This window comes from Bradyrhizobium sp. 22 (assembly GCF_000482425.1).
Lineage (GTDB): Bacteria > Pseudomonadota > Alphaproteobacteria > Rhizobiales > Xanthobacteraceae > Bradyrhizobium > Bradyrhizobium japonicum_B.
This window is the reverse complement of record NZ_KI519399.1, coordinates 3,616,525-3,641,741: the sequence shown is the minus strand read 5'-3', so window position 1 is coordinate 3,641,741 and position 25,217 is coordinate 3,616,525. Positions and strand designations below refer to the sequence as shown.

Genomic DNA, 25,217 nt, shown 5'->3' with positions numbered 1-25,217 from the left:
CCGGCGTATTGTTGATAACCCCGGCAAACGCCGTGCGGGTGGTGACAGGGCGTCCGGACGTGTTATCGGGTGATGACGCAGTTGCGAGATCGGATCGGAGACCCATGCGCATTACCCTCGTCGGCTCCCGCCATTTCGGCGTGACCACCCTGAACATGCTCCGGGAGCACGGCGTTTCGATCGTGCGGGTCGTGGTGGCCGACGCCGAGGATCGCCTCGCCGCGGCCGCCAAGGCGGCCGGCATCGAGGTCGTGGTGCAGGCCAACCCGAAGCTGGTCGTAGGCTCCGAGATCGCCCCTGATACCGATTTGATCATCACGGCGCACAGCCACGCCCGGATCGGCAAGGACGCCCTCGCCGCAGCCAGGCTCGGCGGGATCGGCTATCACCCCTCGCTGCTGCCGCGTCATCGCGGCAAGGCCGCCGTGGAATGGACCATCAAGGAAGGCGATCCGATCGCCGGGGGCACGATCTATCACCTCGCCGACCGCATGGACGCCGGCGCCATCGCCGCCCAGGACTGGTGCTTCGTCAAGAAGGGCGAGACGGCGCGAGAGCTCTGGGAGCGCGCGCTGGCCCCTCTCGGCCTCAAGCTCCTGGCCGACGTGATCGACTACGCCAAGGTCCACAAGGCGCTGCCCGCCAAGACTCAGGACGAGCAGTTCGCGACCTCCGCGCCAAGCCTTTCGTGAAGCCTATCCAAGGGCTCGCTCACGACGTTTACCCTTAACGTGAAGCCACGTTGATTCCACTTGGAAAATCGGAGCCGAAAACGCAAATAAACCATTGTTCCAACAGGAACAATTTGCAGTTTGGCATCGCAACAAATTTCCGTCACATTTGGTCCAGATAAGCGACAGCATATCAGACACATTGAAGGACGGATTTATGCGTTTTGCTCGCATTGCGGTGTTCTGTGCCGCCTCAGTTTTCACCGGCACCCTCGCCGCTTCCGCCTTTGCCCAGACGCCTTACGACGGCAACTGGCACGTCACGATCGTGACCAAGAGCGGCTCGTGCGAACCCACCGCGAGTTCCATGCTGACAGTTGCCGACGGAAAGATCACTGCGCCCGGCGCTAACGTTTCCGGCACCATCGGCAGCGGGGGTCTTGTGAAAGTTTCGATCAATGGTGCATATGCCAACGGTCAACTCAACGGCAACGCCGGATCGGGGAAGTGGAATGGAGCATCTGCAGGCATACCGTGCAGCGGGCGATGGGAAGCATCGCGCCAATAAACCAATCGAGGCTCGCGCCCGGAGCCGGCGGCTGCTGATCGCGGCCGCCGTTTTGTTTGCGGCAGGGATCGCCGGCACTGAAAGCAAGGCCCAGTCGAGCCCGTTCGCCCCACTGGCGGGCAGCTGGAGTGGCGCGGGGACGGTGGCCCTGGACGACGGCTCGACCGAACGGATCCGCTGCCGGGCCAAGTACGCCCCGATCGGCCCCACCATGGAGCTGACCCTGACCTGCGCCAGCGACGCCTACAAGTTCAACTTCACGGCCAGCCTCAAGGCTGAGGGCAGATCCGTCAGCGGGAGCTGGTCCGAGATCAGCCGCAACATCTCTGGATCGCTCCAGGGGCATGGTTCCGGCGGCCATTACGAGCTGCTTGCCTCTGCCGCGGGCTTCAATGCCAACATCTCGTTGAAGACGAGCGGCAATAAGCAGAGCGTCGCGATACGCGCGGACAGCCAGTTCCGCGGAGCGAACATCTCGCTGTCGAAGTAAGCAAGCGGTCGATCCGACAAACGATCCGGCAGTCCCGCCGGATCTTTTTTTTATGCCGCCGGGACGAACGCCGTGACCTCGATCTCGACCTTGGCCCGCTCGTCCACGAGACCGCCGATATAGAGCAGCGTCGAAGGCGGGAAATTGCGTCCGAGCGTTTCCTTCCAGGCCGCACCAATGCCCGCACCGGCCGCTTCATATTCGCTGCGGCTGGTCAGGTACCAGGTCAGGCGGACGATGTGCTCCGGACCCGCGCCGACCTCGCCCAGCAGCTTGATGATCCGCTTCAGCGCCATTTCGACCTGCGCCGCCAGGTCGGGCGCATAATTGCCGCCCTCGTCGCCGCCGGTCTGGCCGGCCAGGACCACCCAGCGCCCCGGCCCCTCGACCGCGACGCCATGGGAAAAGCCACGCGGTTTCTTCCATTCGGCTGGCTGCAGGATCTGCATGAGCGAAGCTCTCCCGATTGTTGTTGTTGATGCTGCCTAAAGCGCGATGCGATGAGGATGACTTGCTATCGCGCCTCAGCTTGCCGTTTAAGCATGATGTTTTCGGAAAACCGCTGCGCACTTTTCCGTATCATGCTTTAGCACGGCCCGATGCATCGCTGCATCCGCAGATTTGGCCGTTGCAAACGGCGGCGATGTCGCCGATACCGGCCGTCCCTTCACATTCCGTCCTCCCGCAATCACCGCCGATGAGCGCGACACCGTCCAAAACGATGGCTGCACTGTGGATGGCCGGCTGGCTGTCGCTGATGCTGGTGATGGCGGTTGCCGGGCGCGAGACCACGCGCGAGTTGAACGTCTTCCAGATCATGGAAGTGCGCTCGGTGATTGGGTTTGCGCTCCTCCTGCCCATCATATACCGCGCCGGCGGTTTCAAGGCGGTCGCGACCACGCGCCTGCCCCAGCACCTCGCCCGCAACGGGGTGCACTATTTCGCCCAGCTCGGCTGGTTCTACGCATTGACGCTGATCGGAATCGGGCAGGTCGTCGCGATCGAATTCACCATGCCGATCTGGACCGCGGTGCTGGCCGCGACGTTCCTGTCCGAGCGCATGACGCTGTGGAAGATCGCCGCCGTCGTGCTCGGCATCGTCGGCGTCGTCATGATCGTGCGGCCCGCCACCAGCGAAATCAATCCCGGCCAGTTGATCGCGCTCGGGGCTGCAATCGGCTTCAGCATTTCCATGATCCTGGCGAAGTCGCTGACCCGGACCGAAAGCGCGTTGTCGATCCTGTTCTGGATGATCGTGGTGCAGGCCGTCGTGGGCTTGCTGCCGACGCTCGCTGTGTGGGTCTGGCCCTCGCCTCGTCTATGGGGCTGGCTGTTCGTCATTGGGGTCTGCGGCACCTTCTCCCATTATTGCCTCGCCAGTGCGCTCCGGTACGCGGATGCGACGATCGTGGTGCCCATGGACTTCCTGCGGGTTCCGTTGACTGCGGCAGCCGGCTGGCTGCTCTATTCCGAGCGGCTCGACGGCTGGACCGTGCTCGGCGCGGCGCTGATCCTGTGCGGCAATCTCCTGAATTTGAAGCCGGTGCCGCCGGTTCCTGCCCGCAGGCAGTGAACCTTGCGCCGCCTTGCGCGACAAAACAAAGTGGCCGTGTGATTTAGATCACGTTGGAGCGGCGCTCCACCGTGCACATTCGGCCACACAGCAGCGGGTTGATGCGGACGTCCTGCCGTTTTGGTGGCGCGAGGTCGGGCACTTCGTGTAGGTTCGTTGCCAATTTGTTGCTGCCTGCAATTCGATTCTGGGGATTTCAGAATGCGCTATCTCACCCTCCTCGCCTCGCTGATGTGCATGGCGCTGTCGGTCAGTGCCGCGAAGGCTGACCGCCGCGTCGCCTTTGTCGTGGGCAACGGCTCCTACAAGAACGTCGCGCAATTGCCGAACCCGCCGATCGACGCCAAGGCGATGGCATCGACGCTGCGCAATGTCGGCTTCGAGGTGATCGAAGGCTCCAATCTCAGCCGCGACCAGATGACGGAGAAGCTGCTCGACTTCGGGCGCAAGGCGCAGGGCTCCGACATCGCCTTGTTCTATTATGCCGGCCACGGCATCGCCGTGAGCGGCACCAACTACCTGCTGCCCGTCGACGCCGACATCAAGTCGGAGATGGACGTCAAGCTGGGCGCGGCCATCAACATCGACCTGACGCTCGAGCAGACCATGGGCGATGCCAAGGTCAAGCTCGTGTTCCTCGATGCCTGCCGCGACAATCCGTTCGCCGCCAAGATCAAGTCGAACTCCGCGACCCGCAGCGTCAACGTGCAGAGCGGTCTTGCCGAGATGAAATCCGGTGAAGGCACCCTGATCGCGTTCGCCACGGGCCCCGGCCAGACCGCGCTCGACGGTCAGGAGGGCAACAACAGCCCGTTCACGCGTGCGCTGATCGACAACATCACCAAGCCCGGCGTCGAGATCCAGCAGGCGATGACGTCGGTGCGCGCCCAGGTCAATGAAGAGACCCGCAAGGGCCAGCTGCCGTGGGGCCATACCAACCTGACCGGCTCGGTCTATCTCAACCAGGCCCCCACCACGCAGGTCGCCAACGCGGCGCCGACCGCTTCGGGCATGGTGCCGGCTGCGAGCGGCGGCTCGGACGGCGTCGAGCTCGAATATTGGCGCTCGGTGAAGGAATCGAACAAGCCGGAAGAGCTCAACGCTTATCTCACCGCCTATCCGAACGGTCAGTTCAAGGCGCTGGCGCTGGCACGTCTTGCCGCCATCAAGAGTGGCCCCTCGACCGCGACCCGCGCCCTCAACGCCGGCATCGATCCCGCAACCTTCACCGACGAGTCCACCCAAGTCACCGAGGACCAGATCGGCCTCGACAAGACCAAGCGCCGCGACGTGCAGCGTCGCCTGACGGCGCTCGGCTTCGACACCAAGCCGAGCGGCACGTTCGACGAGGAGACGCGATCGGTGCTCAAGCGCTGGCAGACGGCGCGCGGCTATCCCTCGTCAGGCTACCTCAACAAGCTCCAGCACAAGGCTCTGCTCTCGGAGATCGTGGCTGCCCCGGCGACTGCGAGCGACACCAGCCAGAAGCCGGCCCGGCGCGCCGCCAGCGCCCCGGCTCAGGGCAGCGCGCCGGCGCCGGCCCCGCAACGCAGCAGCCCCGGCGATGCCGCCGGTGCGGCCTTCGTCGGCGGTGTCGTCGGCGGCATGATGGGCGGCATGTTCCGCCGCTGAGGCGAGGCGACGATCTCAGAATGCAAAAGCCCGGCTCACGCCGGGCTTTTCGTTTGTGATCCTCATGGTGAGGAGGCGCGAAGCGCCGTCTCGAACCATGCAGGCCCAACTCCTTGCAGCGGGGCCCTCATCCTTCGAGACGCTTGCTGCGCAAGCTCCTCAGGATGAGGAGCTACAGCCCATCCGCGGACCCTACTTCCCCGCCGCCTTGCGCAGCGCCTCGTTGATGCGATCTTGCCAGCCGGGGCCGCCCTCCTGGAAGAACTCCAGCACGTCCTGATCGATGCGCAGCGTGACCTGCTCCTTGATGCCGGGAACAGCCATCTGCTTAGGCGGCGCCGCGGCGACCTTGGCCGTCACCTTCTTGAACGCGGCCTCTGCTTCCGTCCTGGCATCGCCAAGGGTGCGCGGCCGCCTCGGTGGTTGCTCCGCCATGTCCTAGATTCCTTCAAACAAGGCCGTCGAAAGATACCGCTCGGAGAAGGACGGCACGATCGCCAGGATGGTCTTTCCGGCGGCGTCCGGCCGCTTGCCGATCTGCAGCGCGGCCGCAATCGCAGCTCCCGAGGAGATGCCGCCGGGAATGCCCTCGTGCCGCGCCAGCGCGCGCGAGGTCTCGATCGCGGTCGTCGAGTTGATCTTCACGATCTCGTCGATCACGGCGCGGTCGAGGATGTCGGGGACGAAGCCGGCGCCGATGCCCTGGATCTTGTGCGGGGTATGCTGTCCGCCCGACAGCACCGGGCTCTCCTCCGGCTCGACCGCGACCACGCGAAGCGAGGCCTTGCGCGGCTTGAGCACCTGGCCGACGCCGGTGATGGTACCGCCGGTGCCGACGCCGGCGACGAAGAAGTCGATGTTGCCGCCAGTGTCGTTCCAGATCTCCTCGGCGGTGGTGCGGCGGTGCACCTCGGGATTGGCGAGGTTCTTGAACTGCTGCGGCATCACCGCGTTCGGCGTCGTCTTCACCAGTTCCTCGGCGGCGGCGATTGCGCCCTTCATGCCTTGCGCCGCGGGCGTCAGCACCAGTTCGGCGCCGAGAAAAGCCAGCATCTTGCGCCGCTCGATCGACATCGATTCCGGCATCACCAGCTTGAGGCGGTAGCCGCGTGACGCCGCCACGAAGGCGAGCGCGATGCCGGTATTGCCGGAGGTCGGCTCGATCAGCACGGTGTCGGGCTTGACGATGCCGGCCTTCTCCATCGCGATGATCATGGCGGCGCCGATGCGGTCCTTCACGCTTGCGGCAGGATTGAAATATTCAAGTTTTGCCAAAATGGTCGCATTCACGCCGTGCATGCCGGGCAGCCGGCGCAAGCGCACGATCGGCGTATTGCCGAAGGCCTCAACGATCGAGTCGTAGATCCGGCCGCGGCCGGCTTGGTGCGCTGCACCCGTGTTGGACGATGCGTCCATGATGAACTCCCTGTGGCAAACTCTGCACATCTATCGCGGCATCGTGCAGTTACAGACAGCATGCGGCGGCACGCAAGCGACAATGCGGCACATGTTAAATACGCTGCATCGCAAAATCACGTGAGCGGCGACGATCAGAAATTCAACGCATTTGTGTTGCGACCTCGTCAACCGATTCTGCTTATGTTAGACTTAGGTCTTAAAGCAGGGAGGTCACCACGATGTCAGCAATTGCTGAAGTGTTGTCGACCGTCGCGCCGAACCGCGATCCGCGTTGCAGCGAGTTGCCGACCTGTCCCGTCTGCGCCGACTCCATGGTCGCCGCCGAAGCCTCCGCCTACGTCTCGGACCAAATGATCAGCTATCTCTGGACCTGCGACAATTGCGGCTATGGCTTCGTGACCAAACATGCCGTGAAGCAACGCTTCGTGTGCAACTGAGCTAGCGTGGGGCGATGTCGCCCCTCGCCCAGTCCTCGCGCGTACGCCGATAGAATTGCTCAAACGTTCCGTCTGCGATCGCGTCCCTGATGCCCTGCATCAGGAACTGGTAATAGGCGATATTGATTTCGGACAGCAGCATCGCCCCCAACGTCTCGCCCGCCTTGACGAGATGGTGCAGATAGGCGCGCGCGCAATTGCGCGTCGACGGCCATGAGCTCTCCTCGTCCAACGGACGCGGATCGTCGGCATGGCGCGCATTGCGTAAATTCACCTGGCCGAAACGCGTGAAGGCGACGCCGTGGCGGCCGTTGCGCGTCGGCATGACGCAGTCGAACATGTCGATGCCGCGCTTCACGGCTTCGAGGATGTCGTCGGGCGTGCCGACGCCCATCAGATAGCGCGGCCGCTCCTTCGGCAGCACCGGCGCGGTCTCGTCGATCATCGCCAGCATCACCTCTTGCGGCTCGCCGACGGCGAGGCCGCCGATCGCATAGCCATGGAAGCCGATCTCGACCAAGCCTTTGGCACTGGCATGACGAAGCTGCGGGACGTCGCCGCCCTGCACGATGCCGAACAGCATGTAGCCCTCGGGAGCGCTTTCGAAGGCGCGCTTCGAGCGCTCCGCCCAGCGCAGCGACAATTGCATCGCGCGCTCGATGTCGGCGTGTTCGGCCGGCAGCCGCACGCACTCGTCCATCTGCATGGCGATGTCGGAGCCGAGCAGGCGCTGCACCTCGATCGAGCGCTCCGGCGACAGCTCGACCTTGGCACCGTCGATATGGGAGCGGAAGGTGACGGCGTTCTCGGTGACCTTGCGCAGGTCCGACAGCGACATCACCTGGAAGCCGCCGGAATCCGTCAGCATCGGACCGTTCCAGCCGGTGAAGCGCTGCAGGCCGCCGAGCGCCGCGATCCGCTCGGCTGTCGGGCGCAGCATCAGGTGATAGGTGTTGCCGAGCACGATGTCGGCGCCGGCATCGCGCACCTCGCGCCAGTGCATGCCCTTCATGGCACCGGCGGTGCCGACCGGCATGAAGGCCGGCGTCCGCACGACGCCATGGGGCGTGGTCAGGCGTCCGGTGCGCGCGGCGCCATCGGTGGCGAGCAATTCAAAGTGATTGGGAAGGTCGTTGTCGGGATTCATGGCGGTGCTTATTGCGTGTCGGAGCACGTCGATCAACCCGCCCAGCCGGTGCAGCGGCCGGCCGGTGCCTCAGCCTGGGACACACTGGGCGCGATTCATTCCCGCCGCCAGCCTTGTTAAACAAAACGATACAGTATAGTTTTACTCGGGGCTGGACGAGGGTGCCGCGGCGAGTCCGCCGACGGCGCCAGATGTGTGATCGCCAGCCACCGACAATGCTCCTTCCTTCCTGTTCGACCGACCTCTCCGGCCGCCTGCACCAGCGGATCAGGCCCGTAACCGGCCGCCTGACCGCGGTCATAGTCCTGACGTGCAGCCTGGCGCTCGCCGCCTGCACCTCCCTGCCCCGCACACCCTACACGGCCCAGGAAGCCAGCACATCGCGCGTGCTCGATATCGATGGCCTCAGGCGCTACGCCGATGACCCCGTCACGAAATTCAGTTTCGACAAGGACACCAGCACGGCGACGAAGTCCTATCTGGCGCTTTCCGGCGGCGGCGCCGATGGCGCCTACGGCGTCGGTGTGCTCAACGGCTGGACCGCGGCCAGAACCCGCCCCACCTTCTCCGTCGTCTCGGGCGTCAGTACCGGCGGCCTGATCGCGCCATTCGCGTTTCTCGGCCCGCAATACGACGACACCTTGAAGGAGGTCTACACCAGCGGCATCGCGGAGAGCCTGCTGAACGATCCCAGCATCATGCGCGTGCTGTTCGGATCCGGCCTGTTCGGCAACACGCGGCTGCGCGAGCTGGTCGCACGTTATGTCGGGCCGGAGATTTTGGCCCAGGTCGCGCGCGAGAACGCCAAGGGGCGAAAGTTGCTGATCGCGACGACCGACCTCGACACCCAGCGCACCGCGATCTGGGACATGGGCAGGATCGCCGCCGTCGGCACGCCCGAGGCGCTCAAGCTGTTTCGCGACGTGATGGCGGCCTCGGCCAGCATTCCGCTGGTGTTTCCGCCGATCATGATCGACGCCGAGGGCCAGGGCCGCAAGTTTCAGGAGATGCATGTCGACGGCGGCGTGACCGCGCCGGTGCTCACGCTGCCGGAAGCCCTGCTGTTCCAGGGCAGCCGGCTGCCGGGAAGTGCGAAGATGGACATCTACATCCTCGTCAACAAGAAGATCGAACGCAATTTCGAGCTGGTCTCCAACGGCACCATCGACGTCGCCTCGCGCAGCCTGTCGGCTATCACCCAGTCGCAGACGCGCTCGATCATCTTCTCGACCTATGATTTCGCGCGGCGCAACCGACTCGGCTTTCATCTCTCCTACATCGCGCGCGACTATCCGGCGCCGCCGTCGGAAGGCTTCGACACCGCCTATATGCGGGCGCTGTATCAGTACGGATACGACAAGGCTGCATCCGGCCAGGCCTGGACCTCGGCGCTGCCGTGAATCCGCGTGACGGAACGAGGCCGTGCCGAAACGGTTGACGATACGGCCAATTCGGCCAGATTGGCGATGACGTCCCGGCTGCTGCGCGATATAGAGCGAATGACGAACGTCAGAAACGCGCAGGAATCATTGGGCATGGGATTGACTGCGACCAGGACGAGACCGGCAGCGCCGCGGCGCGAGGTGCCGAAATCCCGCGGTGGCCGGCCGACCAAGACCGCCGCCATCGAGCGCGACCAGCGGCTGATCGAGGTCGCCACCCGCCTGTTCCTGGATCGCGGCTTCGACGCGACCTCGCTCGACGCGGTGGCGGAAGCGGCCCGGGTCAGCAAGCCCACCGTCTATGCCCGCTACGGCGACAAGCGCGGCCTGTTTGCCGCCGTGCTGAGGCGCGAGATCGCACGCTGGCTTGCGCCGTTGTCGGCCGCGGCAGAGACCCAGTTGAGCAGTGCCGCCGACGTCTCGGTCGAGCAGCGGCTGGTCGAGATCGGGCGCGAGATGCTCTCATTTACCTGCGGTCCCGATGCCGTCGCCTTCAGCCGCATGATGACGTCACAAGCCATCAACTTCCCCGACGTCGCCAAGCTCGGCAAGGAGGAAGGCTGGCTCAAGGCGGTCGCCACCACTGCGCGCTTCTTCGACCACCTGGTCGCGCAAGGCGCGCTCGACGTCGAAGACACCACCATTGCGGCCGAGGTGTTTCTCGACGTGGTGGTTGGTCATACCCACCGCATGGCAACCTTCGGAACGATCCTCGAGCCGAAATCGGCCGAGAAGCGCATGCGCAGCGCGATCAAGCTGTTCCTTGCCGGTGCGCTGGGTCCTGCCGACCGGATCCGGGACGCCGCCAAGGGCCCGACGCGGCGCCGCTCCTCCCGCTGACGATTCCGTGAACTCGCTCCCCAAGGGGGACGCCGCATCGGCGTTGACCAAAACAAAACGATACGGTATTGTTTAGTTCAGTTGGTCCGGGCCGCCTTTCACAGCCCCAAGGAGGTCTGGACCGCTTCGATCGTCGCGGCAGGTACAGCCCGCCGCGGCGTTCCGCGGCCGGCCTTTGCCCGAGGCCGGCCGCGAATTCTTTACGTTCATCCGGCACACTCGCAGGTCGAAGGTTTCGAACATGACGACAGCCAGACGACGGACCTTGCAACTGCTCGCGATCGCCTTGCCTGCGCTGCTCCTCGCCGCGCCGTTGCAGGCGACCGTGACGGCGGGCACGCCGACCGCGCTTCACAGCGATACAGATGGTGATGCCGAGGCTGACCGCCAGGCCGTCAGCCGCGAGATCGAGCGCTTCCGCAGCTCGTCGATCTCGATCAGCCAGGCCATGGCGATCGCCGAAGCCCGCCACGCCGGCGCCACCACCGCAGATGTCAGTTTCGACGGCGGCTCCGGCGTCGCGGTGTATCGGGTGAAGACCCTGCACAACGACCGGATCTGGCGCCACACCATCAACGCCGCGACGGGCGAACTGGTGGGCGGAGAAGCTGCCCTGCCGCTCGCCGAGCTCGACCACGATGATCGCAACAACCTTGCGGCCCTCGGTGCGATCAGGCACCGCCTCGCGGATGCCGTGCGCGTTGCCGAGCGCGCGGCTTCGGGCAAGGCGATCAGCGGTGGCCTCGTGCGCGAACGCGGCCGGCTCAATTTCGCGATCGTCGTGATCAGCGGCGACGACCTCAAGGAGGTCATCCTGGAGCCCCCGGGCGCCAGGACGAAGTAGCGGCTGTCGCCGCCCCGGCATCGACCGGGGCAAAAGGCCATTGACGGCGACCAGACTCTCCCGCATAAGTCGCCGCCATGTTCACGACCACCAAACGCACGACCAAAACCACCACGGCCTCAGGGGCCCGGGGAGGCGTGCGCGCGTAGTCGTCGACTAAAACGCATCAAGCTCTACCGAAGCCCCGCCCTCGATGGTCCGGGGCTTTTTTTGTTGTCTCATTCGCAAATCTCAATGGAGGACAAAGTGAGTAACGATCCCGTCGTCGCGATTGTCGGCGTCACCGGCGCGGTGGGCGCCGAATTCATCGCCACCATGGACAAGCGCGGCTTTCGCGTCGGCAAGCTCAAGGCGCTCGCCAGCGCCCGCTCGGCCGGCAGGACGGTGTCGTTCCGCGGCAAGGATATCGCGATCGAGGAGCTGACCGAGCGGTCCTTCGAGGGTGTCGATATCGCCCTGTTCTCCGCTGGCGGCAGCATCTCCAAGAAGTATGCGCCGATCGCGGTCAGGGCGGGCGCGGTCGTGGTCGACAACTCCTCCGCTTTCCGCATGGACCCGAACGTGCCGCTGGTGATCCCCGAGATCAACGCGAACCGAATCCGCGACCACAAGGGCATCATTGCCAATCCGAACTGCGCGGCGATCACCGCGCTGGTGCCATTGTGGCCGATCCACCAGAAGAACCGCATCAAGCGCGTCATCATCTCGACCTACCAGGCCGCCTCGGGCGCCGGTGCCGCCGCCATGGAGGAGCTGGTCGAATCCACCCGCGCCAATCTCAACGGGCAGGTCTATACGCCGAAGGTGATGCCGCATCCCTACGCCTTCAACCTCTTCAACCACAACACGGCCGTCGACCCCGACACCGGCTACAACGACGAAGAGACCAAGGTCATCAAGGAGACCCGCAAGATCTTCGAGGACGACACCATCGCCGTCGGCGTCACCTGCGTGCGCGTGCCGGTGCTGCGCGCCCATTGCGAGGCCATCACCTTCGAATGCGAAAAGCCGATCAGCGAAGACCAGGTCCGCGCCATCATGGCGCAGGCGCCCGGCGTCAAGGTGGTCGACGACCGCGCCAAGAACTACTTCCCGATGCCGATCGACGCCTCGGGCCAGGACGACGTCCTGGTCGGCCGCATCCGTAAGGATCTCAGCGATCCCTCAGGCCATTCGATCTCGATGTTCGTGGCGGCCGATCAGCTGCTCAAGGGCGCAGCGCTGAACGCGGTGCAGATCGCCGAGCTTCTGCCGCAGCGGGTGATGGCGTAGCAAGGTGCGTAGGGTGGGTTAGGCGAAGCCGTAGCCCACCATTTTCCAGTGCAGACAAGGATGGTGGGTTACGCCGAGCAGATGCGCTGCGCGTCTCTGCTCAGCTAACCCGCCCTACTTCTTTTCCCGAAACAGCAAGCACGCATCGCCGTAGGAATAGAACCGGTACCCGTTCGCGATCGCGTGCGCATACGCCTGCTTCATCGTCTCCAGCCCGGAGAATGCCGACACCAGCATGAACAGCGTCGACTTGGGCAGGTGGAAATTCGTCATCAGCACGTCGACCGCCCGGAAGCGATAGCCGGGCGTGATGAAGATCGCGGTCTCGGCCGCGAAGGGCTGGATCGTGCCGTCCTCGCGGGCTGCGCTCTCGAGCAGGCGCAATGACGTGGTGCCGACGGCGATAATGCGGCCGCCATTTTTTCGAGCGCTGTTGAGGCGCTCCGCGGTCTCGGCCGAGATCGTGCCCCACTCGGCGTGCATCTTATGAGCTTCGGTGTCGTCGACCTTCACCGGCAGGAACGTCCCTGCCCCGACATGCAGCGTGACCCTGACAATGCCGACGCCGCGCGCGCGCAGCGCCTGCTCCAGCGCCGGGGTGAAATGCAGCCCGGCGGTGGGCGCCGCAACCGCGCCTTCGTTCACCGCGAACATGGTCTGGTAGTCGGCGAGGTCCTGGTCGTCGGGCGTGCGCTTGGAGGCGATGTAGGGCGGCAGTGGCGGGCTGCCGAGATCGGCGATGGCCTGGTCCAGCGCTGGGCCGTGGAACGAGAACGACAACGTGACCTCGCCCTCGGCGCCCTTGGCCTCGACCTCGGCGTCGAGATGGCCGAGCAGGCAGACCTTGCCTTCATTGCCGAAGCGGATGCGGTCGCCGGCGACGAGCTTCTTGGCGGGCTTCACCAGCGCCTGCCAGCGCGAGCCGTCGAGCCGCTTGATCAGCGTCGCCTCGATTCTGGGCTCGGTCTCGCGGCCGATGCGGCGGCCCTTCAGCTGCGCCGCGATCACCTTGGTGTCGTTGACGACGATCTGGTCGCCCGCCTTCAGCCATGACGGCAGGTCGGCGACGGTCTGGTCGCGCAGCGCGCCGTTCTCGACGACCAGCATCTTGGCGGAGTCGCGCGGGCTCGCCGGGCGCAAGGCGATGCGCTCGGCGGGCAGGTCGAAGTCGAAGAGATCGGTGCGCATGAGCGCTGTCGCGCCTTTGGTTCGCGTCATTCCGGGGCGATGCACAGCATCGAACCCGGAATCTCGAGATTCCGGGTTCGCGCTTCGCGCGCCCCGGAATGACCGCTACGCGGTCATTCCTTGTCGACGGCCATCCGCGCCTTGACGATCTTGTCGGGGTTCTGCACGGGCTCGCCGCGCTTGATCTTGTCGACATTCTCCATGCCCTCGGTGACCTTGCCCCAGACCGTGTACTGGTTGTCGAGGAAGCGTGCGTCGTCGAAGCAGATGAAGAACTGGCTGTCGCCGGAATCGGGGTTGGCGGCGCGGGCCATCGAGGCGGTGCCGCGCACATGCGGCTCCTTGCTGAACTCGGCCTTCAGCTTCTTGCCGGAACCGCCGGTGCCGGTGCCCTGCGGGCAGCCGGTCTGCGCCATGAAGCCCTCGATCACGCGGTGGAACACGATGCCGTCGTAGAAGCCTTCGCGGACCAGCTCCTTGATGCGCGCGACATGGCCGGGCGCGAGGTCGGGGCGCATCTCGATGGTGACGGGGCCTTGCGTGGTCTCGAGGATCAGGGTGTTTTCGGTGACGCTCATGCTCGTCTCTCTTGTGTTGGGGGTGAAGTCTTGTCAGGTGACGTCTTGCGGTTGCGGAACTGGATCGCGAATGGACGTCCTGCGGCGGCGCCGGCCATTGCATCGGTAAATGGCATCGGCGTGCAGCGTTGCAACGCCTCCATCACCGCGATCCGGTATTGCAGCCGGTCATTGTCGGAGGCCTCCGCGGACTCATAGGTGATCCTCGGATGGCCCAGAATGTCGCCGGACCGGTTAAAGCTCACGACGACGGTGATGTCGAGTGGCCGAGCCTTGGTAACGGGCGGCGGTCTCCAGCAGGTGCGCAAGTGCCGGAACACGTCCTGGATGGTATCGACCTGCCTCACCTCGGCAGCCGTGCCCGAGGTGCCGAGCAGCAGCATCGCGGCAACCAGCAGGAGCTTGTCGCCACAACGCGCCATCGCCACCTCTTATTTGATGTCGGAGGCGACCTGCACTTTCACCATCTTGTCGGGATCGGTCACGGCGCCGCCGGCGGAGCCGGGAGGCGCCTTCTTCAGCTTGTCGACGACGTCCATGCCCTGCACGACCTCGCCGATCACGGTGTACTGGCCATCGAGGCTGCCGCCGTCGGCGAACATGATGAAGAACTGCGAGTTGGCGCTGTCGACGCTGTCGCCGCGCCGGGCCATGCCGACGATGCCGCGGGCAAAATGCACCTTGGAGAATTCCTGCTTCAGGTTCGGATATTTCGACCCGCCGGTGCCGTTGAAGTTCTGGCCGTCGCCGGTCTGCGCCATGAAGCCGTCCATGACGCGATGGAACGGCACGTTGTTGTAGTAGCCTTCGCGCGCGAGCTGCTTGATGCGCTCGGCATGCTGGGGCGCGATGTCGTTGCGCAGCTTGATGACGATGCGGCCCTTGGTGCTGTCGATGACGATGGCATTGGCCTTGTCGAGGTTGGCAGGCAATTGCTGCGCCACCGCCGGCACCGCGAACAGGAGCGCGGCAAGGACTGCGAGAATTCGGATCATGACAACTCCGGATCAGAGAGGAAGAGGAAGCGCCGTTATCCGGCGAACTTTGCCTTGAGCTGGGCTGCGACAACCGGCGGGACGAAGGCCGAAACGTCGCCGCCCATGCCGGCGATCTGGCGCACCAAAGTGGCGGTGATCGGGCGGACCATCGGCGAGGCCGGCAGGAACACCGTGTGCACCTCCGGGGCCATCGCCTCGTTCATGCCGGCGAGCTGCATCTCGTAGTCGAGGTCGCTGCCGTCTCGCAGGCCCCGAATCATGATGGTCGCGCCGTGCTTGCGCGCCGACGTCACCGACAGATCGTCAAACGTCACGGCTTCGAGCACGCAGCCGGCCTTGGCCGCCACCGGCCCGCAGACGTCATGGAGCATCTTCAGCCGCTCCTCGGTCGAGAACAGCGGCTTCTTGCCGGGATGGACCCCGATCGCGACCACGAGCTTGTCGCACAGCGATACGCTGTGCCGGACCACGTCGAGATGGCCGTTGGTGATGGGGTCGAAGGAACCCGGATAAAAGGCGATACGCGGCATGCCCCCTCCTACCGCGCCCGGCCCGGCCCGGCAAGCGGGCCGGTTCCCCGGCCGTTTCCGGCAATACCCCGCCGGCCGTGTCGGCGATAGCCGCTTTGTTTCGTCCCGAGCGCGGTCACGAAACAAAAGGACGCGGGCACGAAACCATTTCCCGCGCCGGGCGAAGACGTCCGGAAACTGGCCATGGTTACTAATCCGGCCAACGAATGACGGGCCGCACACTGGGCGTAGGCGGCCGCATCACAGGGGACCGTCAATGATCAAGGCTCTCTCAGCGATCGCACTCTCGGCGTTTGTTGCCGCAGCCCTCACGCTCCTGCCCGGCTTTGCCCCGGCGGTCGAAGCCAGCGTGCCGCAGCCGCTGGCCAAGAGCGACCGGCTCGATATCCGCGCCATCGGCAAGGACTGCTCGCAGCAGGCCTGGCCGAATTTCGAGGCCTCGTGCCTGCGCAAGGCCGGCACCAAGGCGACGATCCGCGAGGCGCGCCTCGTGACCGCCAACCGCACGCCGTAGTCGGGCCTGTCAGCCCGCGAATGATGGGCGGCGAACAGCGAATGGGGCAGCAAGCCTCAGCCGCTGCTCCCTATTCGCCGTTGGTCCCGTTCCCGCTCTCGGCTTCTTCCGTGATGTGCTCGACCGACACCACGTGCTCGTCCTCGGCGGTGTCGAACACGATGACGCCTTGCGTCGAGCGGCCGGCGATGCGGATGCCTTCGACCGGGCAGCGGATCAGCTGGCCCTTGTCGGTGACCAGCATGATCTGATCGGCGTCCTCGACCGGGAACGAGGCGACCAGGTTGCCGTTCCGGTTGTTAACGCTCATGGCGACGATGCCTTTGCCGCCGCGCCCGGTGGTGCGGTATTCGTAGGACGAGGTCCGCTTGCCGTAGCCGTTGACCGACACCGTGAGCACGACCTGCTCCTGCGCCGACATCTCGGCATAACGTTCCTGGGCGAGCTGGAAGCTGCCGGACGTCTCCTCGGCCTCGGCGTCTACTGCCGCCTCCTCGGCCCCGGCTTCGCCGGCGACCGCACGGCGCATCTTCAGATATGCCGAGCGCTCGTCCGAGGTCGTCTCGACGTGGCGCAGGATCGCCAGCGAAATCACCTTGTCGGAACCGGCGAGCGCGATGCCGCGCACGCCCATCGAGGTGCGCCCGGTGAACACGCGCACGTCGGTGACGGGGAAGCGGATGCACTGGCCGCCGGCGGCGGTCAGCAGCACGTCGTCGCGCTCGGTGCAGATCTGCACGTCGACGATCGCCTCGTCGTCGTCGAGCTTCATCGCGATGATGCCGGAGCGGCGGACGTCGACGAAGTCCGACAGCTTGTTGCGCCGGACATTGCCGCCCGTCGTGGCGAACATCACGTCGAGGTTGCCCCAGGTCGATTCATCCTCGGGCAGCGGCATGATGGTGGTGATGCGCTCGCCCTGCTCCAGCGGCAGGATGTTGATCAGCGCCTTGCCGCGCCCGTTCGGCGCGGCCACCGGCAGACGCCAGACCTTCTCCTTGTAGACCTGGCCGCGCGAGGAGAAGAACAGCACCGGCGTATGGGTCGACGCCACGAAGAGCCGGCTGACGAAATCCTCGTCGCGGGTCTGCATGCCGGAGCGGCCCTTGCCGCCGCGGCGCTGGGCGCGGTAGGCCGACAGCGGCACGCGCTTGACGTAGCCGGCATGCGAGACGGTGACGACCATGTCCTCGCGCTGGATCAGGTCCTCGTCCTCGACCTCGCCCTCCTGCTCGATGATGACGGTGCGGCGCGGCGTGGCGAACTCGGCCTTCACTTCGGCGAGCTCGGTCTTGATGATGCCGAGCACGCGTTCGCGCGAGCGCAGGATGTCGAGATAATCGGCGATCTCGCCGGCGAGCTTGTCGAGCTCGTCGCGGATTTCGTCGCGGCCGAGTGCGGTCAGGCGCTGAAGCCGCAGGTCGAGAATGGCCCTCGCCTGCTCCATCGACAGCCGGATCGTGCCGTCCGCACTGATGCGATGGCGCGGATCGTCAATCAGCGTCAGCATGTCCTCGACGTCCCGGGCTGGCCAGTCGCGCGACATCAGGGTGTCGCGGGCGGTGGTCGGGTCGGGCGAGCTTCGGATCACGCGGATCATCTCGTCGATATTGGCGACGGCGATCGCGAGACCGACGAGGATATGCGCACGGTCGCGCGCCTTGGCCAGCAGATACTTGGTGCGCCGCGTGACGACCCGCTCGCGGAAGTCGACGAAGATCGTCAGCAGGTCCTTCAGATGCATGATCCGCGGACGGCCGCTGTCGAGCGCCACCATGTTGACGCCGAAGCTGGTCTGCAGCGGCGTGAACCGGTAGAGCTGGTTCAGCACCACGTCCGGAACGGCGTCACGCTTCAACTCGATGACGACGCGGTAGCCGTCGCGGTCGGATTCGTCGCGCAGGTCGCCGATGCCTTCGATCTTCTTTTCCTTGACCAGCTCGGCGATGCGCTCGACCATCGTCGCCTTGTTCACCTGGTAGGGAATCTCGGTGATGATGATCGCCTCGCGCTCCTTGCGGAAGGTCTCGATCGCGACCTTGCCGCGCATCATGATCGAGCCGCGGCCGAGGTGATAGGCCGAGCGGATGCCCTGCCGTCCGAGAATGACGCCGCCGGTCGGGAAGTCCGGTCCCGGCACGATGTTGATGAGCTCGTCGATGGTGAGCGCGGGGTTGTCGATCAGCGCGACACAGGCGTCGATGACCTCGCCCAGATTGTGCGGCGGGATGTTGGTCGCCATGCCGACCGCGATGCCGCCCGCACCGTTGACGAGAAGGTTCGGGAACTTGGCCGGCAAGACCGACGGCTCGGTCTCGTTGTTGTCGTAGTTCGGCTGGAAGTCGACGGTGTCCTTGTCGATGTCCGCCAACAGGGCCAGCGCCGCCTTTGTCAGGCGCGCTTCGGTGTAACGATAGGCAGCCGGGGGATCGCCGTCGACCGAGCCGAAATTGCCCTGGCCGTCGATCAGCGGCACGCGCATCGAGAAGTCCTGCGCCATCCGGACCATGGCGTCGTAGATCGACTGATCGCCGTGCGGGTGATACTTACCGATGACGTCACCGACCACGCGGGCGGACTTGACGTACTTCTTGTCGGGCGTGTGCCCCTGCTCGTTCATCGAGAACAGGATGCGGCGGTGCACCGGCTTCAGACCGTCGCGGGCATCGGGCAGCGCCCGCGCCACGATCACGCTCATGGCGTAGTCGAGATAGGACTTCTTCATCTCCTCGAAGATGGAGACGGGGCGAATGTCCGAGGGTTGCGCCGGCTGGTCGCCGGGCTTGTTGTCGTCGTCAGCCAAGGGGGAATCCGGTGAGTTTTTGTCTGGGAATCATATAGCGCATCGCACCCCTGATAACCACCCTTGGCGGGGACTCGGAAGCGCTTTTTCCGCTTATTTTTCCAATGACTTACGGCGTTGCAGGGAGCCTCCGGAATCAACCTGGAACAGGTCGTCCAAAATCGCCCCTGGCAACATGGATCCCCCGCGCGGCGAGCGCCCATCAGTCCGCTTTGCCGAGCGCGGGCCGAGTTCAACCCGAACATGAAGCGGGCTCGGAAATCCGAGCCCGTTCCGTCAATTGGCAGGGTTTGCTGACACGACGTGCAAAGGCGCCGCCGAACCCGGCCAGCGCCCCCTCGTCCGATCCGCTCTCAGAACGGGATATCGTCGTCCATGTCGCTGTTGCGGCTGCCGCCACCGGCGGCAACAGGACGGCGCGGCGCGCTGCTGACGGGGCCGGAAGAGCCGAAATCGCCGCCCGGCTCGTCACCGAAGCTGCCGCCTCCGCCGCCGCCACCGCGGCCGTCGAGCATCGTCAGCGTCGAGTTGAAGCCCTGCAGCACGACCTCGGTCGAATACTTCTCGACACCGCTCTGGTCGGTGTATTTGCGGGTCTGCAGCGCACCTTCGATGTAAACCTTGGCGCCCTTCTTCAGATACTGTTCGACGATCTTGCAAAGCGGCTCCGAGAAGATCACGACGCGGTGCCACTCGGTCTTCTCCTTGCGCTCGCCGGTGTTCTTGTCGCGCCAGGTGTCCGATGTCGCGATGCTCAAATTCGCAATCGGCCGCCCGTCCTGGGTGCGGCGGATTTCAGGATCCTTGCCGAGATTTCCAACCAGAATGACCTTGTTGACGCTTCCCGCCATCGCCGCTCTCCACTCCGAATGCCACTGATTTCAAAGGCCGAGCGCGCTGCCCGCGTTCCTCTGCGCCCTGTTGGGGCGACCCTATACGCTCGCAGGCGCCCCTCAGCCCATCACCCCCTGGGTTATCCCCACATATAGCATCGACCTTCGCTACGTTCCAGATTTGTTCTTCCCGATCGCCCATCGAGACAGAATCTGGGATTCATCCCGCCGGCGCCAAGGAATGTTCCACGACGGGAACCGAGCGAGGTTCCCGTAAACAGGCAAAACCGCTTAACATTGAGCAAGTTGCGACCCCTGTCGGGCACCGCCAAGTGTGGCATTTGAGAGACGGACTCGGCGCCGTCTTGGGACTACGATCGCCCTGTAATTGAATCATAAGGGCGTCGCGCCTGATCCGCTGCTTCGGGGACTGCGAGAAGCGGCGAAAACTGGGGAGACTGCAATGAACAAGATTCTGATTGGTGCCATCGGTGCAGTGACATTGAGCCTGTCGGCTCCCGCCAGCGCGGCGGATCTCGCCGCGCGGCCCTACACCAAGGCCCCGGCGCCGATGGTCGCCGCCATCTACGACTGGAGCGGCTTCTACGTCGGCATCAACGGCGGCGGCGGCAGCAGCCGCAAGTGCTGGGATTTCGTCACGCCCGGGACCGGCGTCCTGGTTGGCGAGGGCTGTCACAGCGCGACCGGCGGCACGGTTGGCGGCCAGGTCGGTTATCGCTGGCAGTCGACCAATTGGGTGTTCGGCCTCGAAGGCCAGGGCAACTGGGCCGACTTCTCCGGCGACAACATCAGCACGGTGCTCGTGGGCACGGGCCTGCGCAATCGCTCGAAGATCGATGCCTTCGGTCTGATCACCGGCCAGGTCGGCTACGCCTGGAATAACGTGCTGCTCTACGTGAAAGGCGGCGGCGCCGTCGTCAGCGACCGCTACCGCAGCTACGATCTCGTCACGGGTCTCGAGTTCGACCGGGCCAACGAGACCCGTTGGGGCGGCGTTGTGGGCGCAGGAATCGAGTTTGGATTTGCGCCGAACTGGACGGTGGGCCTCGAGTACGACCACATCTTCCTCGGCAACCGCACGATGACTTTCACCGGTTCGGGCAACCTGCTGGCGGCCCCGCTTGGCGCCGTTACACGCTCCGATCGTATCAGCCAGGACGTCGATATCGGCCTGATCCGGGTGAACTACCGCTGGGGCGGGCCGCTGATCGCGAGATACTGATATCTCTCTGACATCGTTCGATGATTGAAGGCCGGCCTCGCGCCGGCCTTTGTCATCGGGAGATCAGATATGCAGCCGTAATGAGTCAGTAACCATCACCTTTTCGACCACTGTGGCTTCTCGGAGACACAACTTGCGGCTTCAGTGGTGTAAGCACTGCCTCAGTTGGGCCGTTGAGTCCGCTGCCCTTCCGTCAGGAAGGCAACAATAGAAACTGGGACTGGGATTAAGTTGAAAATGAAGAAAGTTCTGTTGGCTTCGGCCTGTTTGTTCGCTCTGGCGGCCCCTGCTTCGGCTGCTGATCTCGCGGCTCGCCCCTACACCAAGGCGCCGGTTGCTCCGCTGGCTTCGGTCTACAACTGGACCGGCTTCTACCTCGGTATCGTCGGTGGCGGCGCTTGGGAAGCCTCTTCGGGCGACCCCAAGATGCAGGGCGGCTTCGTCGGCGGCACCGCCGGCTACAACTGGCAGACCGGCAACGTCGTGTTCGGCCTCGAGGCCGATGCCGCCTGGGCTGACGTCAGCGCCTCGGCAGCTGGCACGGTTTTCGTCGCCGGCGTCGGTGGCGTCCCCGCCTCGCTGACCTCCAAGACCGACGCCATGGGCACCGTGCGCGGCCGCATCGGCTGGGCCATCAACAACGTGCTGCTCTACGGCACCGGTGGTTACGCCTGGATCGACAACAAGCTCACCGCCACCCTGGGCGGCCTCTCGGCCTCCGACAGCAAGTTCCACTCCGGCTGGACCGTCGGCGCGGGCGTCGAGGCGTACTTCGCTCCGCAATGGTCGGTGAAGGGCGAGTACCTCTATCGCAGCCTCGACGGCGAGACCTACTTCTCGGGCGCCATTCCCACCGGTACGCTCAACCTCCACACTGTGCAGGTCGGCGTGAACTATCACTTCGGTGGCCCGGTGGTTGCGAAGTACTGATCACGACCGACGGTCACATCGTCACGAAAGGCCGGCCTCGCGCCGGCCTTTTTGTTTTGGCGGTACGTTGTTTTGGCGAATACGCGCCGGTTCAGTGCAGCGCCTGCTGCCAGATGCCGCCAGCGTGCCAACATTCCGTTGACGATTCGCAACTCCCTCTGGAAATCCGCGCGCGTTCTTCCTACGTTCGCTGACAACCCCATCGGCGCCGATCCCGGTTCCGGACGAAGCGCGCCTTTTTACTGGCGCGGTCGCGCACCCATGGGATTCCCTAGGGGCAACTCGGATGGATGAAGTGATCAAGGCGAAGCGCCAACAACAGAACGCGGGCTCGAGCCTGCGCGCAATTACGATCCGCGGCGCGCGCGAGCACAACCTCAAGAACATCGACGTCGAGATTCCCCGCGACAAGCTGGTGGTGTTCACCGGCCTCTCCGGCTCCGGCAAATCCTCGCTCGCCTTCGACACCATCTACGCCGAGGGCCAGCGTCGCTACGTCGAATCGCTGTCGGCCTATGCACGCCAGTTCCTGGAGATGATGCAGAAGCCCGACGTCGACCAGATCGACGGCCTGTCGCCGGCGATCTCGATCGAGCAGAAGACCACCTCGAGGAACCCGCGCTCCACCGTCGGCACCGTCACCGAGATCTACGACTATATGCGCCTGCTCTGGGCCCGCGTCGGCGTGCCCTACTCGCCGGCCACGGGCCTGCCGATCGAGAGCCAGACCGTCTCGCAGATGGTCGACCGCGTGCTCGCCCTGCCCGAGGGCACGCGGCTCTATCTGCTTGCGCCCGTCGTGCGCGGCCGCAAGGGCGAGTATCGCAAGGAGCTCGCCGAATGGCTCAAGAAGGGCTTTCAGCGCGTCAAGATCGACGGCACCTTCTATGAGCTCAGCGAGGCGCCGACGCTCGACAAGAAATTCCCGCACGACATCGACGTGGTCGTCGACCGCATCGTGGTGCGCGCCGACATCGGCCAGCGCCTCGCCGAAAGTTTCGAGACCGCGCTGAAGCTCGCCGAGGGCCTTGCCGTCGTCGAGTTCGCCGACGCGCCCGCGGCCGCACCCACTGAGGAGAAGAAGAAGACCGCCAAGATCCACGACAAGAGCGGCCCCGAGCGCATGCTGTTCTCGGAAAAGTTCGCCTGCCCGGTCTCCGGCTTCACCATTCCCGAGGTCGAGCCGCGCCTGTTCTCGTTCAACAACCCCTACGGCGCCTGCCCCGCCTGCGGCGGCCTCGGCGTCGAGCAGCATGTCGACGAGGACCTCGTCATCCCCGACAAGGATCTCGCCATCGGCAAGGGCGCGATCGCGCCCTGGGCCAAGTCGTCCTCGCCCTATTACGTGCAGACGCTGACCGCGCTCGGCAAGCACTACAAGTTCACCCTGACCACCAAGTGGAAGGACCTGCCGAAGAAGACGAAAGACGCCATCCTGCACGGCTCCGGCGATGACGAGATCAAGTTCTCCTACGAGGACGGGGTGCGCTCCTACGACACCAGGAAGCCGTTCGAGGGCGTCATCACCAACATCAACCGCCGCTACCGCGAGACCGAGAGCGAGTGGGCGCGCGAGGAGCTGGCGAAGTATTTCCACGACGTGCCCTGCGAGGCGTGCAAGGGCTTTCGTCTCAAGCCCGAGGCGCTCTGCGTCAAGGTCGGCGGCAAGCACATCGGCGAGATCTCGGAGCTGTCGGTCAGGAAGGCCGGCGAATGGTTCGAGACCGTGCCTAGCGCGCTCAACGCGCAGCAGAACGAGATCGCCGGCCGCATCCTGAAGGAGATCCGCGAGCGCCTCACCTTCCTGCTCGACGTCGGCCTGAATTACCTCACGCTGTCCCGCTCCTCCGGCACGCTGTCCGGCGGCGAGAGCCAGCGCATCCGCCTGGCCTCGCAGATCGGCTCGGGACTGACTGGCGTGCTCTACGTGCTGGACGAGCCCTCGATCGGCCTGCACCAGCGCGACAACGCCCGCCTGCTCGACACGCTGAAGAGACTTCGCGACCTCGGCAACACCGTGGTCGTGGTCGAGCATGACGAGGATGCCATCCGTCTCGCCGATTACGTGCTCGACATCGGCCCCGGCGCCGGCATGCATGGCGGCAACATCGTCGCCGAAGGCACGCCCGCCGAGATCATGCGCAACCCGAAATCGCTGACCGGCAAGTACCTGACCGGCGAGCTCGAGGTCGAGGTGCCGGAGCGGCGTCCGCCGAACCATCGCCGCACCATCAAGGTGGTCAACGCGCGCGGCAATAACCTCAAGAACGTCACGGCCGAGATTCCGCTCGGCCTGTTCACCTGCGTCACCGGCGTCTCCGGCGGCGGCAAGTCGACGCTGCTAATCGACACGCTCTATCGCGCCATCGCCCGCAAGCTGAACAATGCCAGCGAAGGCGCAGCCCCGCACGACCGCATCGAGGGCCTCGAGCACATCGACAAGATCATCGACATCGACCAGTCGCCGATCGGCCGCACCCCGCGCTCGAATCCGGCGACCTATACCGGCGCCTTCACGCCGATCCGCGAATGGTTCGCCGGCCTGCCCGAGTCCAAGGCGCGCGGCTACGAGCCCGGCCGCTTCTCCTTCAACGTCAAGGGCGGCCGCTGCGAGGCCTGCCAGGGCGACGGTGTCATCAAGATCGAGATGCACTTTTTGCCCGACGTCTACGTCACCTGCGACGTCTGCAAAGGAAAACGCTACAACCGCGAGACGCTCGAAGTCCTGTTCAAGGGCAAGTCCATCGCCGACGTGCTCGACATGACGGTCGAGGAAGCCGCCGAGTTCTTCAAGGCGGTGCCGCGCGTGCGCGAGACGTTCCAGACCCTGCACCGCGTCGGCCTCGACTACATCCATGTCGGCCAGCAGGCGACGACGCTGTCGGGCGGCGAAGCCCAGCGCGTCAAGCTGGCGAAAGAATTGTCAAAGCGCGCCACCGGCCGCACGCTCTACATCCTCGACGAGCCCACCACCGGCCTGCACTTCCACGACGTCAAGAAGCTGCTGGAGGTGCTGCACGAGCTGGTGGCGCAGGGCAACACGGTCGTCGTCATCGAGCACAATCTCGAAGTCATCAAGACCGCCGACTGGGTCATCGACCTCGGCCCCGAAGGCGGCGACGGCGGCGGCGAGATCGTGGCGTGGGGGCCGCCGGAGGATATTGTGAAGGCGCCAAGGAGCTATACGGGGAAGTTTTTGGACCCGGTGCTGAAGAAGGCACGGAAGCCGAAGCGGCGGAGTACGAGCGAGGCGGCGGAGTAACTT

The 25,217-nt window shown here is 65.0% G+C and carries 25 protein-coding genes; 14 read left to right on the top strand and 11 right to left on the bottom strand.

What is annotated here, in order from left to right; translation table 11 throughout:
- Positions 1-104: 104 nt before the first annotated feature.
- From K410_RS0118635 to K410_RS0118625, 3 genes are all read left to right on the top strand, one after another.
- Positions 105-692 carry a formyltransferase family protein gene (locus tag K410_RS0118635; protein WP_028136296.1) on the top strand — a complete coding sequence of 196 codons (588 nt, stop codon included), beginning with the start codon at positions 105-107 and terminating at the stop codon, positions 690-692.
- A gap of 196 nt (positions 693-888) precedes the next feature.
- On the top strand, positions 889-1,239 hold the full coding sequence (locus K410_RS38500; protein WP_080672231.1) for a hypothetical protein: 351 nt from the start codon (positions 889-891) through the stop codon (positions 1,237-1,239).
- Positions 1,184-1,729, top strand: a complete 546-nt coding sequence (locus K410_RS0118625; RefSeq protein ID WP_028136295.1) for a hypothetical protein — start codon at positions 1,184-1,186, stop codon at positions 1,727-1,729. The genes K410_RS38500 and K410_RS0118625 overlap by 56 nt, the downstream gene beginning before the upstream one ends.
- A gap of 50 nt (positions 1,730-1,779) precedes the next feature.
- Here K410_RS0118625 and K410_RS0118620 read toward each other — a convergent pair whose 3' ends face one another.
- Positions 1,780-2,178, bottom strand: a complete 399-nt coding sequence (locus K410_RS0118620) for a RidA family protein (RefSeq protein ID WP_028136294.1) — start codon at positions 2,176-2,178, stop codon at positions 1,780-1,782.
- Between the two features lie 248 nt (positions 2,179-2,426).
- Here K410_RS0118620 and K410_RS0118615 point away from each other — a divergent pair, with 248 nt between their 5' ends.
- A complete protein-coding gene (locus K410_RS0118615) occupies positions 2,427-3,302 on the top strand; it encodes a DMT family transporter (RefSeq protein ID WP_028136293.1) in 876 nt (291 codons plus the stop codon).
- Between the two features lie 201 nt (positions 3,303-3,503).
- On the top strand, positions 3,504-4,934 hold the full coding sequence (locus K410_RS0118610; protein WP_028136292.1) for a caspase family protein: 1,431 nt from the start codon (positions 3,504-3,506) through the stop codon (positions 4,932-4,934).
- 192 nt (positions 4,935-5,126) lie between these two features.
- Here the strand turns inward: K410_RS0118610 and K410_RS0118605 are convergent, their stop codons facing one another.
- Both K410_RS0118605 and cysK read right to left on the bottom strand, forming a co-directional pair.
- Positions 5,127-5,369: a BrnA antitoxin family protein gene (locus tag K410_RS0118605; protein WP_028136291.1), complete on the bottom strand. Its 243-nt coding sequence runs from the start codon at positions 5,367-5,369 to the stop codon at positions 5,127-5,129.
- 3 nt (positions 5,370-5,372) lie between these two features.
- The gene (gene cysK / locus K410_RS0118600) at positions 5,373-6,350 is read right to left on the bottom strand and encodes a cysteine synthase A (RefSeq protein WP_028136290.1); all 978 of its coding nucleotides are present in this window, start codon (positions 6,348-6,350) and stop codon (positions 5,373-5,375) included.
- A 221-nt stretch (positions 6,351-6,571) separates the two neighbouring features.
- Between cysK and K410_RS0118590 the strand changes: the two genes are divergently transcribed.
- Entirely contained in the window at positions 6,572-6,790 is a 219-nt protein-coding gene (locus tag K410_RS0118590) for a hypothetical protein (protein ID WP_028136289.1), read from the top strand.
- 1 nt (position 6,791) lies between these two features.
- Here K410_RS0118590 and tgt read toward each other — a convergent pair whose 3' ends face one another.
- Positions 6,792-7,937 carry a tRNA guanosine(34) transglycosylase Tgt gene (gene tgt / locus K410_RS0118585; protein WP_028136288.1) on the bottom strand — a complete coding sequence of 382 codons (1,146 nt, stop codon included), beginning with the start codon at positions 7,935-7,937 and terminating at the stop codon, positions 6,792-6,794.
- Between the two features lie 191 nt (positions 7,938-8,128).
- Between tgt and K410_RS0118580 the strand changes: the two genes are divergently transcribed.
- The 4 genes from K410_RS0118580 to K410_RS0118565 all read left to right on the top strand — a co-directional run bounded on the left by K410_RS0118580 (position 8,129) and on the right by K410_RS0118565 (position 12,335).
- On the top strand, positions 8,129-9,337 hold the full coding sequence (locus K410_RS0118580; protein ID WP_028136287.1) for a patatin-like phospholipase family protein: 1,209 nt from the start codon (positions 8,129-8,131) through the stop codon (positions 9,335-9,337).
- Positions 9,338-9,472: 135 nt separating this feature from the next.
- Entirely contained in the window at positions 9,473-10,219 is a 747-nt protein-coding gene (locus K410_RS0118575; RefSeq protein WP_028136286.1) for a TetR/AcrR family transcriptional regulator, read from the top strand.
- Between the two features lie 241 nt (positions 10,220-10,460).
- On the top strand, positions 10,461-11,063 hold the full coding sequence (locus K410_RS0118570) for a PepSY domain-containing protein (protein WP_028136285.1): 603 nt from the start codon (positions 10,461-10,463) through the stop codon (positions 11,061-11,063).
- A 234-nt stretch (positions 11,064-11,297) separates the two neighbouring features.
- Positions 11,298-12,335, top strand: coding sequence for an aspartate-semialdehyde dehydrogenase (locus tag K410_RS0118565; protein WP_028136284.1), 1,038 nt, complete (start codon positions 11,298-11,300; stop codon positions 12,333-12,335).
- 114 nt (positions 12,336-12,449) lie between these two features.
- Here K410_RS0118565 and queA read toward each other — a convergent pair whose 3' ends face one another.
- From queA to coaD, 5 genes are all read right to left on the bottom strand, one after another.
- Positions 12,450-13,523: a tRNA preQ1(34) S-adenosylmethionine ribosyltransferase-isomerase QueA gene (queA, locus tag K410_RS0118560; RefSeq protein WP_028136283.1), complete on the bottom strand. Its 1,074-nt coding sequence runs from the start codon at positions 13,521-13,523 to the stop codon at positions 12,450-12,452.
- 113 nt (positions 13,524-13,636) lie between these two features.
- Positions 13,637-14,101, bottom strand: a complete 465-nt coding sequence (locus K410_RS0118555) for a peptidylprolyl isomerase (RefSeq protein WP_028136282.1) — start codon at positions 14,099-14,101, stop codon at positions 13,637-13,639.
- The gene (locus K410_RS0118550) at positions 14,098-14,523 is read right to left on the bottom strand and encodes a UCP034077 family protein (protein ID WP_028136281.1); all 426 of its coding nucleotides are present in this window, start codon (positions 14,521-14,523) and stop codon (positions 14,098-14,100) included. The genes K410_RS0118555 and K410_RS0118550 overlap by 4 nt, the downstream gene beginning before the upstream one ends.
- 9 nt (positions 14,524-14,532) lie before the next feature.
- A complete protein-coding gene (locus K410_RS0118545) occupies positions 14,533-15,096 on the bottom strand; it encodes a peptidylprolyl isomerase (RefSeq protein ID WP_028136280.1) in 564 nt (187 codons plus the stop codon).
- A gap of 35 nt (positions 15,097-15,131) precedes the next feature.
- Positions 15,132-15,629: a pantetheine-phosphate adenylyltransferase gene (coaD, locus tag K410_RS0118540; RefSeq protein ID WP_028136279.1), complete on the bottom strand. Its 498-nt coding sequence runs from the start codon at positions 15,627-15,629 to the stop codon at positions 15,132-15,134.
- 256 nt (positions 15,630-15,885) lie between these two features.
- Between coaD and K410_RS0118535 the strand changes: the two genes are divergently transcribed.
- The gene (locus K410_RS0118535) at positions 15,886-16,143 is read left to right on the top strand and encodes a hypothetical protein (RefSeq protein ID WP_028136278.1); all 258 of its coding nucleotides are present in this window, start codon (positions 15,886-15,888) and stop codon (positions 16,141-16,143) included.
- A 70-nt stretch (positions 16,144-16,213) separates the two neighbouring features.
- Here the strand turns inward: K410_RS0118535 and gyrA are convergent, their stop codons facing one another.
- Together gyrA and K410_RS0118525 are read right to left on the bottom strand one after the other, a co-directional pair.
- Positions 16,214-18,946, bottom strand: a complete 2,733-nt coding sequence (gene gyrA / locus K410_RS0118530) for a DNA gyrase subunit A (RefSeq protein WP_028136277.1) — start codon at positions 18,944-18,946, stop codon at positions 16,214-16,216.
- A 353-nt stretch (positions 18,947-19,299) separates the two neighbouring features.
- Positions 19,300-19,797 (bottom strand): single-stranded DNA-binding protein, encoded by a 498-nt coding sequence (locus K410_RS0118525; protein ID WP_028136276.1) that lies wholly within the window; start codon positions 19,795-19,797, stop codon positions 19,300-19,302.
- Positions 19,798-20,242: 445 nt separating this feature from the next.
- Here K410_RS0118525 and K410_RS0118520 point away from each other — a divergent pair, with 445 nt between their 5' ends.
- From K410_RS0118520 to uvrA, 3 genes are all read left to right on the top strand, one after another.
- Positions 20,243-21,022, top strand: coding sequence for an outer membrane protein (locus tag K410_RS0118520; RefSeq protein WP_028136275.1), 780 nt, complete (start codon positions 20,243-20,245; stop codon positions 21,020-21,022).
- Between the two features lie 237 nt (positions 21,023-21,259).
- Complete coding sequence (locus tag K410_RS0118515) at positions 21,260-21,952, top strand: outer membrane protein (protein ID WP_028136274.1); 693 nt, start codon at positions 21,260-21,262, stop codon at positions 21,950-21,952.
- Between the two features lie 286 nt (positions 21,953-22,238).
- The gene (gene uvrA, locus K410_RS0118510; protein WP_028136273.1) at positions 22,239-25,214 is read left to right on the top strand and encodes an excinuclease ABC subunit UvrA; all 2,976 of its coding nucleotides are present in this window, start codon (positions 22,239-22,241) and stop codon (positions 25,212-25,214) included.
- Positions 25,215-25,217 lie beyond the last annotated feature (3 nt).

What these genes read in the sequence shown, in the direction of transcription:
- K410_RS0118515 (WP_028136274.1), top strand. Translation starts at nt 21,260, where the DNA reads ATGAAGAAAGTTCTGTTGGCTTCGGCCTGTTTGTTCGCTCTGGCGGCC.
- coaD (WP_028136279.1), bottom strand. Translation starts at nt 15,629, where the DNA reads ATGCCGCGTATCGCCTTTTATCCGGGTTCCTTCGACCCCATCACCAAC.
- K410_RS0118575 (WP_028136286.1), top strand. Translation starts at nt 9,473, where the DNA reads ATGGGATTGACTGCGACCAGGACGAGACCGGCAGCGCCGCGGCGCGAG.
- K410_RS0118555 (WP_028136282.1), bottom strand. Translation starts at nt 14,101, where the DNA reads ATGAGCGTCACCGAAAACACCCTGATCCTCGAGACCACGCAAGGCCCC.
- K410_RS0118620 (WP_028136294.1), bottom strand. Translation starts at nt 2,178, where the DNA reads ATGCAGATCCTGCAGCCAGCCGAATGGAAGAAACCGCGTGGCTTTTCC.
- K410_RS0118520 (WP_028136275.1), top strand. Translation starts at nt 20,243, where the DNA reads ATGAACAAGATTCTGATTGGTGCCATCGGTGCAGTGACATTGAGCCTG.
- K410_RS0118535 (WP_028136278.1), top strand. Translation starts at nt 15,886, where the DNA reads ATGATCAAGGCTCTCTCAGCGATCGCACTCTCGGCGTTTGTTGCCGCA.
- K410_RS0118605 (WP_028136291.1), bottom strand. Translation starts at nt 5,369, where the DNA reads ATGGCGGAGCAACCACCGAGGCGGCCGCGCACCCTTGGCGATGCCAGG.
- K410_RS0118635 (WP_028136296.1), top strand. Translation starts at nt 105, where the DNA reads ATGCGCATTACCCTCGTCGGCTCCCGCCATTTCGGCGTGACCACCCTG.
- K410_RS0118590 (WP_028136289.1), top strand. Translation starts at nt 6,572, where the DNA reads ATGTCAGCAATTGCTGAAGTGTTGTCGACCGTCGCGCCGAACCGCGAT.
- K410_RS0118550 (WP_028136281.1), bottom strand. Translation starts at nt 14,523, where the DNA reads ATGGCGCGTTGTGGCGACAAGCTCCTGCTGGTTGCCGCGATGCTGCTG.
- tgt (WP_028136288.1), bottom strand. Translation starts at nt 7,937, where the DNA reads ATGAATCCCGACAACGACCTTCCCAATCACTTTGAATTGCTCGCCACC.
- K410_RS0118545 (WP_028136280.1), bottom strand. Translation starts at nt 15,096, where the DNA reads ATGATCCGAATTCTCGCAGTCCTTGCCGCGCTCCTGTTCGCGGTGCCG.
- uvrA (WP_028136273.1), top strand. Translation starts at nt 22,239, where the DNA reads ATGGATGAAGTGATCAAGGCGAAGCGCCAACAACAGAACGCGGGCTCG.
- K410_RS38500 (WP_080672231.1), top strand. Translation starts at nt 889, where the DNA reads ATGCGTTTTGCTCGCATTGCGGTGTTCTGTGCCGCCTCAGTTTTCACC.
- queA (WP_028136283.1), bottom strand. Translation starts at nt 13,523, where the DNA reads ATGCGCACCGATCTCTTCGACTTCGACCTGCCCGCCGAGCGCATCGCC.
- K410_RS0118570 (WP_028136285.1), top strand. Translation starts at nt 10,461, where the DNA reads ATGACGACAGCCAGACGACGGACCTTGCAACTGCTCGCGATCGCCTTG.
- K410_RS0118580 (WP_028136287.1), top strand. Translation starts at nt 8,129, where the DNA reads ATGTGTGATCGCCAGCCACCGACAATGCTCCTTCCTTCCTGTTCGACC.
- K410_RS0118615 (WP_028136293.1), top strand. Translation starts at nt 2,427, where the DNA reads ATGAGCGCGACACCGTCCAAAACGATGGCTGCACTGTGGATGGCCGGC.
- K410_RS0118625 (WP_028136295.1), top strand. Translation starts at nt 1,184, where the DNA reads ATGGAGCATCTGCAGGCATACCGTGCAGCGGGCGATGGGAAGCATCGC.
- K410_RS0118525 (WP_028136276.1), bottom strand. Translation starts at nt 19,797, where the DNA reads ATGGCGGGAAGCGTCAACAAGGTCATTCTGGTTGGAAATCTCGGCAAG.
- K410_RS0118610 (WP_028136292.1), top strand. Translation starts at nt 3,504, where the DNA reads ATGCGCTATCTCACCCTCCTCGCCTCGCTGATGTGCATGGCGCTGTCG.
- cysK (WP_028136290.1), bottom strand. Translation starts at nt 6,350, where the DNA reads ATGGACGCATCGTCCAACACGGGTGCAGCGCACCAAGCCGGCCGCGGC.
- K410_RS0118565 (WP_028136284.1), top strand. Translation starts at nt 11,298, where the DNA reads ATGGAGGACAAAGTGAGTAACGATCCCGTCGTCGCGATTGTCGGCGTC.